Origin of the sequence: Foetidibacter luteolus (assembly GCF_009650435.1) — a bacterium.
Taxonomy (GTDB): Bacteria; Bacteroidota; Bacteroidia; order Chitinophagales; family Chitinophagaceae; genus Foetidibacter; species Foetidibacter luteolus.
This window is the reverse complement of sequence record NZ_VVIP01000059.1, coordinates 409,736-419,660: the sequence shown is the minus strand read 5'-3', so window position 1 is coordinate 419,660 and position 9,925 is coordinate 409,736. Positions and strand designations below refer to the sequence as shown.

Sequence of the window (9,925 nt, the reverse complement as noted above, 5' to 3'; positions counted from 1 at the left end):
CTTGCGTCGCACTCTTCCTCTGAAGATTGTGGTTTTAGCAAGGCTTTAGCCTGCTAAAACCACTGTGGTAGCAAAACATAATCATCTCCAAAAAAATAATGATTTTTTCTGGCAGCAGCTAAAACAACAATAAATGGATACGTGGATTTTAAATAATTGATTCTTCCTCTGCAAGCCATGTCACCTTTTACAGTGAGTTGCCTATGCCTGTGTACTCCGGAGAGTCGTGGCAGATTGTACGTCAAGTCTTATTACAAGAGTGCCGTCCCTTTATATTTTAAATTACAAAGCAGCCCTGTAGGCCATTGTTTTTGTTCCCAAAATTAGAACAAAAAACCATGTTTTTATAGGCTCGCTTCAGCACCTTTCATCTTCATTGGCCTGTGTGCACTTAAAATTGCATGATGGATTGTACGGTTGGTTCTTTACGCGGCAATGGGCAGCAGGCTGCAATTGTTCAATGTTCTTTTGCTCAAAGTTTAATGTTGGCAGTTGTGCGGCATTGGTTATTATTATAGCGCGGCACACTGCCCGGGGCTGAAAAGCTGCTCAATGTACAGTGGGATGCGTAAAAAGCAAGGGACATAAAACGGTTTCGACAAGCTCTACCTGATATCCGTTTCTTAACTCAACGGCATTGATACAACATCAAACATCTTACACAAAAAAGTGCTTCGTATTTCAAACTTCGTACTTAACCTTATTCGCCCGTTTCAGTTTTACGAAAGGAAAAATATGTTTGGCTTACATAACTGAAAATAACCACAAACACTGTAGTAAGCATTTTGGATGGCGTGGGGTACCAGCCCAGGTGATCAACAAACAGTTTGAGGAAAACGTAGTTAAGGAAAATGCAACCCATGATAACCACAAAATAGCGGAACAACTGTATGCGCCCCTTTAAATCTGATTCCTGGAAAATTACATACCGGCTTAAGTAAAAGCCAAACGGAAAAGTTACGCAGAAGGACAGAAAAAAAGATGCGATATGCGGGCTTAAGGTAAATGCGCCCAGGTTCAGGTTCTGCTTTTTGAGGATGTAATTATAACATATAAAAAACAGGCATATATCCAGCGCCGTGTTAGTGCCCCCGCAAGCCGCATAACGGAATGTTTGCTGTGGAATAAACCGGCTGAAAGGCGGGTAGAAAAAATCAACTATTGAAAGAATGGTTGTTTTTATATGCAGGTGAAGCTTCTTCATTTCTTAAGGGGCGAAGATAATGAAGTGAAGATAATGCAGGATTGTTAAAAAAGGTAAAATCAATACAGCCATTGCCCTGCCAAGCAGCCACGTTACATAACTTTGTGCCGTTTTATGTGGCCTTTGCGGATATTGTGTTTATATTGTCCGCCGGATGTATGGCTAACCCCCTCATTCGCTACAACAATGTTAATTAACCTTGCCACACAAACTAAACTTAGCTATTTGCGTATATGCTGATAAAATTAAGATGTATGGGCACCTGGCTTAGCGGCGCATTCGCGGCGCTGCTCTCTCTCACTTCCTGCGTGGAACAGAACAATCAGAAAAAAAGTTTATTGGAGGATAGATACATGGCATCGTTTACAGCGGAAATGGACACCGCTACCTTTGGCACCGGTTGTTTCTGGTGTACAGAAGCGGTTTTTCAGCGCCTGGATGGCGTGGCGAAAGTTATCAGCGGCTACAGCGGCGGAACTGTTGACAACCCCACTTATGAACAGGTTTGCAGCGGCCGGACCGGCCATGCGGAATGCTGCCAGGTTTTATACGACCCCAGCAAAATAACTTATGCCGAATTACTGGAAGTTTTTTGGAAAACACATGACCCCACCACATTAAACCGGCAGGGAAACGATGTGGGCACACAGTACCGCAGCGCTATTTTTTACCATAACGGAGAACAAAAAGAAGAAGCACAGCATTACATAGATGAACTTAATAAAAGTGGCGCTTACAAAGACCCAATTGTTACCACACTGGAGCCTTATACAAAATTTTATTCAGCGGAAAACTACCACCAGAATTATTATAACAGCAACCCCAACCAAATGTATTGCCGCTATGTAATTCAGCCCAAGCTGGAAAAATTTGAAAAAGTGTTTAAGGATAAGCTAAAACATTAACTTATATAAAGAGGAGGCCCTGCAGCCTCCTTTTTTATTGAACCCTTACGGTTCGCAGTTCCAGCAGGTTTAAGGCATTTTCCTGCAGCCCGGTTACAGTTGGCTGTAAAAGGTGAATGGATTGATCGTACCACACAGGTATAACCGGGGCATCGTTGATTACCAGTTGGTCCATACGGCGGTATAAACTATAGCGGAGCGAATCGCTGGTTTCTTCCAGGGCTTGTTCATACAATCTGTCGAATTCTGTATTCTTATAACGTGTGTAGTTGGGCGGTGCGGGATTTTTGCTGTAAAACATAGCCATGTAGTTTTCCGCATCGGGGTAATCGGCAATCCAGCTACCACGAAAAAACAAAGCCTGCGACTTTGCGGTTTGCTCCAGCAACAATGCTTTCTGCACTATTTCTACCTGAACTTTTATGCCCACTTCTTCCATTTGCCTGGCGCAAAAACTGGCAATATCCTCGTAAACAGGAATGGTTAGCAGCTTAATTGCGGGAAGGCCTTTACCGTTTTCAAAACCAGCCTCCTGTAGCAATTGCTTTGCTTTTAAGGGATTATAAGTGTAGCCTTTTACCATTTGCACATTCATGGAAGGCAGCCCATCCGGCACCATGCCGCTTTCGGCCGGTATGCCAATAGAGTTGCGTATATACATCATCAGCTTTCGCCTGTCGAAAGCGTAGTTCATTGCCTGGCGGATGGCTTTTATTCGCAGCGGGCTATTGCTTACCAGCCGGTTGGATTCATCCACCAATATGCCAAAGTATTCAGTATTTAAGTAGGCATGTTTTTGCAGCGTTAACTTACCCTGCCATTCCTTGCGCAAACAGCCTCTTTTAGTGAGTATTTCGTCTTTAAAAGACGCGTCAATATCATTGATAAAACTTAGCCGCCCCTGCCGGAACTGGAGAAACTCCGTTGCCTTATTGTCAAAGAAGCTAATCTTCACCGCGTCAATAAACGGCAACCTGTTGCCCTGTGCATTTTTTTGCCAGTAAGCGGTGTTTTTTTCTAATACCAGCGCCTGCCCCTCTTCCCAAAATTTGAACTGAAATGGGCCGGTGCCACAGGGATTACGGCGGAAGTCAGTTCCATATTTTTCTACAACCTCATGCGGAATAATGCTGCAATACTGCATACTGAGTATACCCAGTATGGGCTGAAAAGGCCTGGCGAGCTTTAAACGGAAAACGGAATCGTTTAACACCTCGAAGCCCTTATTGGCAATACGGTTATTGAATATCCAGGCGCCGCTGCTGGCAGTTTTGGCATCTGTGATGCGGCCAAGGCTGTAAGCCACATCCGCAGCTACCATTCTGCGCCCTTTACCGCCTGCGAAAGCCGCATTGTTGTGAAAGTAAACATCTGTGCGCAGGTAAAAGGTGTAGGTAAGCCTGTCGGGGCTTATTTCCCAATGCGTTGCCAGCGATGGCACAATATTAAGGCCTGTATCTACTTCTGTAAGTGTATTGTACAATTGGTGCACCGCCCACATAACAGACTGGTTCTTGGCAAAAGCAGGGTCTAACGTGGCAATACCCGTTGTTTCGTTATAACTGAAAACTTTTCCACCTGAAGCAGTATGATTTTTGCAGCCACAGCAGGCCAAAACAGCACACAATGCCAATGCCTTGCACATTTTTCTTATCGGGGTGGTAATGCCGGTATATTTCTGAAAGGCATAAACTACGCTTAGATAAAAGCTAAATAGAATTGTTACCGATGAACGTAGTGCGACGCAACAGGCGATGCCACATAGATATGCAGCCGGACACCAAAAAATGTTGATTGTATTTACACGAAAAGCTGAATTGCACCCATTCTTATCATTCATATATCCGAATATCCTATTTTTATTTTATGAAGAAGTATTTACTGCTGTTAGCAACGCTGGCAAGCGTAACGGCCTGCCAATCCCAGATATTAAACCATGAAACCGTTTTTGCCCATGAAGATACACTGCGTGGCTCCATTACCACCGAAAGGTTGCGCTGGAATGTATTGAAGTACGATATATGGGTGCAACCCGATTACACCACCAAAAGCATTACCGCTAAAAATACCATTACCTATTACGACAGTGGCGTATATGTTATGCAGATTGATTTGCAACAGCCACTTATTATAGACAGCATTTATGGAGAAGACGGCACACTGGCTTATAAACAACAGGGCAATGTGTGCCATGTGTATGTAAGGGATACGCTGGCCAAATACAAAATAAAACCCGGCCCCAGAACCATGCGCATCAGCTACCACGGCACACCGAGAGAAGCCATTAACCCACCATGGGATGGCGGCTGGATTTGGAAAAAAGATGCCGCCGGCAACCCATGGATGAGTGTTGCCTGCCAGGGCCTGGGGGCCAGTGTTTGGTACCCCTGTAAAGACCACCAAAGCGATGAGCCCGATAGCGGCGCTGTGTTAAGCATAACTGTTCCTGATACGCTGGTTGCCGTGGGCAATGGCCGCCTGGTAAACACGGTAAAAAACAACGGGCTGGCTACTTATACATGGCAGGTTACCAACCCCATTAACAGCTACAATGTTATACCCTACATAGGCAAATATGTAAACTTTACGGAGACTTTTAACGGCGAACTGGGCAACCTTGATGTAAGCTACTGGGTGCTGGAAGAAGACCTTGAAAAAGCCAAACAACAATTTACACAGGTAAAACCTATGCTTACCTGCTTTGAACATTGGTTTGGCCCCTACCCTTTTTATGAGGACAGCTACAAGCTGGTAGAATCGCCCCACCTGGGCATGGAACACCAGAGCGCCGTGGCTTATGGCAATAAGTTTATGAATGGTTACCTGGGCAAAGACCTTTCCGGCACAGGCTGGGGGCTTAAGTGGGATTACATCATTATTCACGAAAGCGGCCACGAATGGTTTGCCAACAATATAACCAGCAACGATATTGCCGATATGTGGGTACATGAAGGTTTTACCGATTACAGCGAAACCCTTTTTACAGAATGCCAGAGCGGTAAAGACGCGGCCAACGAGTACAATTATGGCCAGCGCAAAGGCATACAAAATAAAACGCCCATCATAGGCATGTATGGCGTTAACCGCGAGGGCAGCGGCGACATGTACCCCAAGGGTGCTAATCTTATACACACGCTGCGCCATGCTATTAACGATGATGAAAAATTCAGGAACATACTGCGCGGCCTTAATAAAACTTTCTGGCACCAGACTGTAGATACCAAACAGGTGGAAGACTATATTTCCCAACAAAGCGGCATTAATTTCAGCAAGGTGTTTGACCAGTATTTGCGCAACACATCTATACCTGTTTTAGAGTACTATTTTTCCAATGGCGGCAAAAAGATGCACTATAAATGGAGCAATTGTATTGAAGGGTTTAACCTGCCGGTTGTACTGCACAATAACAATGCAGGCATAAAATTTACACCCACTACGCAATGGCAAACCATGCGTTTAAGCAGTGAGCAGCAAAAGCTGGTAACAGCAGCCAATATTCAATTGCTGTACTATGTTACCGCCAAAAAGAAAGAGTAGATTTTTGGGAGTGGAGGCCCGGTTTTTCATGGCGGCTTCGTTGTGTCACTCACTTGTACGGCTGGTTCATTGGGCGGCATTTAAGCGGGTATTAAAAAGGGATGGGTAACGATACCCATCCCTTTAACGCAATTACCATTAACAAACTATTCAATACTACTGCTGCAGAATCATTTTTTTAGTTGCCACTAATTTGCCATCAACCATTAACGAGTAACTGTAAGCCCCGGATGCAAGGCTGGCAGTATTGAGTGTTATCATACCTCTCCCCTGCTGTGTGGCTAAGTTTATTTGTTTAATACTCTTTCCCGCGGCATCCAACACAACCAGTTGGGCCTTTGTAAACCGCTGGGGCAGGCTGTAGCTTATTACAGTACTTCCTTTAGAAGGGTTGGGCGTGTTTTGCTCCAGGGATGCGCCGGGTAAGCCTGCGGACAAATCCGTGTTTCTTCCGCTTTTTAAGGCTGCAACTTCCTGCTGCAGCGCTTCGTTCTGTTTAGAAAGTTTATCCACCTGCTGAGATAGCTCCTGCACCGCCTTTACCAGCGGCACCACAAATTCGGCATACCGCAACCCATACAGGTCATTATCATTTTTAGGCGCATCCACGCCGCTGAATTCGTAACCGGTTTCCTTAGCGGCCTTTTCTACATCCTGGGCTACAAAGCCGCTGTACAGCACTTTTTCTTTTTCGGCTATAGCTTTTCGCTCTTCTGTTGACAGTTTTCTCTCAGCCAACTCCATTTTCTCTTTCCCTAATAATTTGCTGATACGGCCATGAGAAGACACTTCTTTTCCCGGCCGGTTTGCAGCAAAGCGGGCATGAATACCGCTGATATCAAGGTTATAGGTTACCGGCTTTAGTTTATTAATAAAATCAAGGCCGGACACATTTTCCTTAACGTTTTTCTTATAACGGCCATCTGAAATGTTTGTCCAGTTTACATAGCCGCCAATGCTGGTGACTTCTTCATTTCCAATGCGAACCTGGTTGCTGGCAGTTGTTAACGCCCTAAAGCCAAGAGCAGTTGAATTGGATAATCCCGTTTGACCAGCTGATGAAAGAGCTCCAATAAAAGTATTGCAATCGCTATTTATTGCAGGATCGAAGTAAGTACTAGTACCGGCATAATCACCTATTGCTGTATTATATGTTGCGAATTCATCCCAGAAAAGAGTTAAATGACCAACTGCAGTATTGAAATGGCCTCCTTTATTAAGACCAAGCGCATGAACACCCGTTGCTGTATTATAATGTCCCATTATACTCTCCCCAAGTGCCGAAACCCCTACAGCGGTATTAAACTCACCTCCTGTATTCGCCCACAGTGCTGAACTACCTAAAGCAGTATTGGCAGTTCCATCAATATTTACCGGCAAAGCTTGGGTTCCGAGAGCCGTGTTAGCTATACCGTTTATATTTGCAGCAAGGGCAAAATTACCTATTGCAACGTTTTCCGTACCTGGCGACGCCCATCCTTTTGTTCCATATGCTTTTAGTGCTGATGTTCCGATCGCTATATTTCCTGAATGATATTGGTTAGAGGATAATGCATCTTTACCAATAGCAATGTTATGGTTGCCGCTTCTATTGGAATATAGCGTATTGGGTCCTAAAGCAACATTATAAGAACCACTTTCATTTTCATACATTGCTTCATAGCCATTAGCCGTATTTCCACTTCCGGTATTATTAAAAAAAAGTGAATAGCTGCCGCTGGTTGTATTAAAATTTCCGTCTCTATTGTGGTTTAAAGCGAAATAACCATTTGCTGTATTAAGGGAGCCACCGCTATTGTAAGAGAGCGCATGTCCACCTAAAGCAGTGTTGTATGCACCGCCAATATTATATCCAAGCGTATTTTCGCCGATTGCCGTGTTTCCTTCGCCATTATTATTAGAAGAAAGAGCCAAATGCCCGAAAGCGCAATTACCAGAGCCATGAACATTGGATTTTAAAGCACTATATCCCACAGCAGTATTCGTAGAGCCTGTTGTACAAGACGAGAGAGCATAAAATCCTATGCCTAAATTGTAAATGCCTGAGACCGTTGAACCGGAATAAGGGCCTACAAAAAGACTATTTGCCCCTACCTGGTGTAACGTCAGTTTACCTTTGAGGTACAGTGCGTTACCAAGGTAAATGTCTCTCCATGCTTTGGTGCTTGTACCTATATCAACCCCGTTGTTTACAAAAGGTGATAAATTTTTATTCACCGCCACGGGTGACACCAGGTTGGAAAGATTTTGATTGGCCTGGGCATTAATATCCTTTGTGTTAACCAGCAGTGCAATGATCATAGCCGGATAAAATTTTGTTTTCATACTTTGCTTTTTAAATAATACAGGTTGTTATTACAATTGATAACAGTTGAAGACAGATGGTGACAATAATATGATCTGGGTACATTGGCTGTGTGTTATCATTTAGCCATTACCATTTGTTTGGTTGCTGCTACATTGCCATCAATCAACAGGCTGCAACTGTATGCACCGGCAGCAAGATTTGCAGCATTTAGGGTAACTCTCCCCTTGCCTTGCTGACTGGCCAGGTTTATTTGCCGGATAGCCTTTCCGGCCGCGTCATAAATAACCAGTTGAGCTTTATTAAATTTTTCAGGCAGGCTGTAATTAATCACGGTACTACCGCTAAAAGGGTTGGGCGTGTTTTGCTCCAACGAGGCGCCTGAAAAGACAACTGGCAAAGCTTTGCCCTTCAACGCAGTTATTTCCTGTTGCATGGCTTCATTTTGCTGTAACAGCTTGTCAACCTGCTCAGAAAGTTTGTCGTTTTGTTTGGAAAGTTCCTGCACGGCTTTTACCAGCGGCACCACAAATTCGGCATACCGCAACCCATACAGGTCATTATCATTTTTAGGCGCATCCACGCCGCTGAATTCGTAACCGGTTTCCTTAGCGGCCTTTTCTACATCCTGGGCTACAAAGCCGCTGTAAACTATTTTCCCCTTTTCGGCCATGGCCCGCTGGTCTTCTGCAGCTATTTCAGCTTGCCTAAACGTGTAGTTTTTGATTTTAAGATTAATACGATGTTGCTTTACAGTCATCTTGTCATCAAGCCCATTCATGTCCAGGCTATACGTTACCGGATTAAGTTTATTAATAAAGGCAAGGCCCACCACATTGCTTTTTACATTCTTCTTATACCGGCCGTCTGATATGGTGCTCCAGTTAACAAAACCGCCAATACTGGTAACATTATCGTTGCCAATGCGTACCTGGTCATTAGCCGTTACACGGCTATTGTAACCAATGGCAGTAACATTTTGCAATCCACCTATGTTTGCGGATGATTGGGCGCCTATAAAAGTATTAAAAGACCTGTTGCCCGTACTGCCCCCCGCGTTATACCCCAGGGCCGTGTTGTATTGTTGTGCATCATCGTAGTCAAGGGCATTTTCCCCAATCGCATTGCACCCAACGGCTGTATTATAGCTTCCGCCCGGGTTAAAGGCCAAAGCCTGCGCCCCAACAGCGGTATTAGCACTGCCCTGGGCACTAAAAACAAGCGCTCCGGTGCCTATTCCTGTGTTATCGTTCCCATGCCCGTTTTGATATAAAGCACTTGAGCCAACGGCAGTGTTGCCTTGCCCCTCTGTATTCGACACCAGCGACCATGTGCCTACTGCTGTATTGTTGGAGCCAATGTTGTCAAAAAGGGAATAATATCCAACAGCAGTATTAAATTCTCCGTCTGTGTTACTGGATAACGTGGATGCACCAAATGCCGAATTACTCATACCCCCAACATTGTTTTTAAGCGCATTTACTCCCATAGCCGTGTTTTCACCACCATAAGTATTAGCATATAGTGCCCGGTACCCTACGGCGCTGTTATACAAACCCTCGGTATTGGAGAACAAGGCCTCATTTCCATAAGCCGTATTACCCAAACCGCCTGTAAGGGACGACAGCGCAGAAAAACCGGCGCCTGTATTATAGCTTCCTGTTAGTGATGGCTTACCTGCTAATGGTCCCACAAAAAAATTGGTAGTTCCTACCTGGTGCAGGACGAGTTTTTGTTTGAGGTACAACGCACTTCCCAGGTAGATGTCTTTCCAGGCCTTATCCGGGGTACCCAGGTTTATTCCATTGTTTACAAAAGGCGATAAGTTTTTATTCACCGCCACGGGTGACACCAGGTTGGAAAGATTTTGATTGGCCTGGGCGTTAACATCCTTTGCGATAATGAGCAGGGCGATGATCATAGCCGGATAAAATTTTGCTTTCATAGTAATTTTTTTTAAGGTGATGAAGAATA

The 9,925-nt window shown here is 44.5% G+C and carries 6 protein-coding genes; 2 read left to right on the top strand and 4 right to left on the bottom strand.

The annotated features are described in order from the left end of the window. Positions 1-700 precede the first annotated feature (700 nt). Entirely contained in the window at positions 701-1,204 is a 504-nt protein-coding gene (locus F0364_RS20405) for a GtrA family protein (protein WP_153799651.1), read from the bottom strand. Positions 1,205-1,458: 254 nt separating this feature from the next. On the opposite strand from F0364_RS20405, the gene msrA reads away from it, so the two are divergent. Continuing rightward, positions 1,459-2,109, top strand: a complete 651-nt coding sequence (gene msrA / locus F0364_RS20400) for a peptide-methionine (S)-S-oxide reductase MsrA (RefSeq protein WP_153799650.1) — start codon at positions 1,459-1,461, stop codon at positions 2,107-2,109. A 34-nt stretch (positions 2,110-2,143) separates the two neighbouring features. Here the strand turns inward: msrA and F0364_RS20395 are convergent, their stop codons facing one another. After that, complete coding sequence (locus tag F0364_RS20395; RefSeq protein ID WP_153799649.1) at positions 2,144-3,754, bottom strand: ABC transporter substrate-binding protein; 1,611 nt, start codon at positions 3,752-3,754, stop codon at positions 2,144-2,146. A gap of 221 nt (positions 3,755-3,975) precedes the next feature. On the opposite strand from F0364_RS20395, the gene F0364_RS20390 reads away from it, so the two are divergent. Beyond that, positions 3,976-5,646, top strand: coding sequence for a M1 family metallopeptidase (locus tag F0364_RS20390; RefSeq protein ID WP_153799648.1), 1,671 nt, complete (start codon positions 3,976-3,978; stop codon positions 5,644-5,646). A 156-nt stretch (positions 5,647-5,802) separates the two neighbouring features. On the opposite strand, the gene F0364_RS20385 is transcribed toward F0364_RS20390, so the two are convergent. Together F0364_RS20385 and F0364_RS20380 are read right to left on the bottom strand one after the other, a co-directional pair. Then, positions 5,803-7,971, bottom strand: coding sequence for a T9SS type A sorting domain-containing protein (locus tag F0364_RS20385; RefSeq protein ID WP_153799647.1), 2,169 nt, complete (start codon positions 7,969-7,971; stop codon positions 5,803-5,805). Positions 7,972-8,069: 98 nt separating this feature from the next. After that, positions 8,070-9,896: a T9SS type A sorting domain-containing protein gene (locus F0364_RS20380; protein ID WP_153799646.1), complete on the bottom strand. Its 1,827-nt coding sequence runs from the start codon at positions 9,894-9,896 to the stop codon at positions 8,070-8,072. Positions 9,897-9,925: the final 29 nt, after the last annotated feature.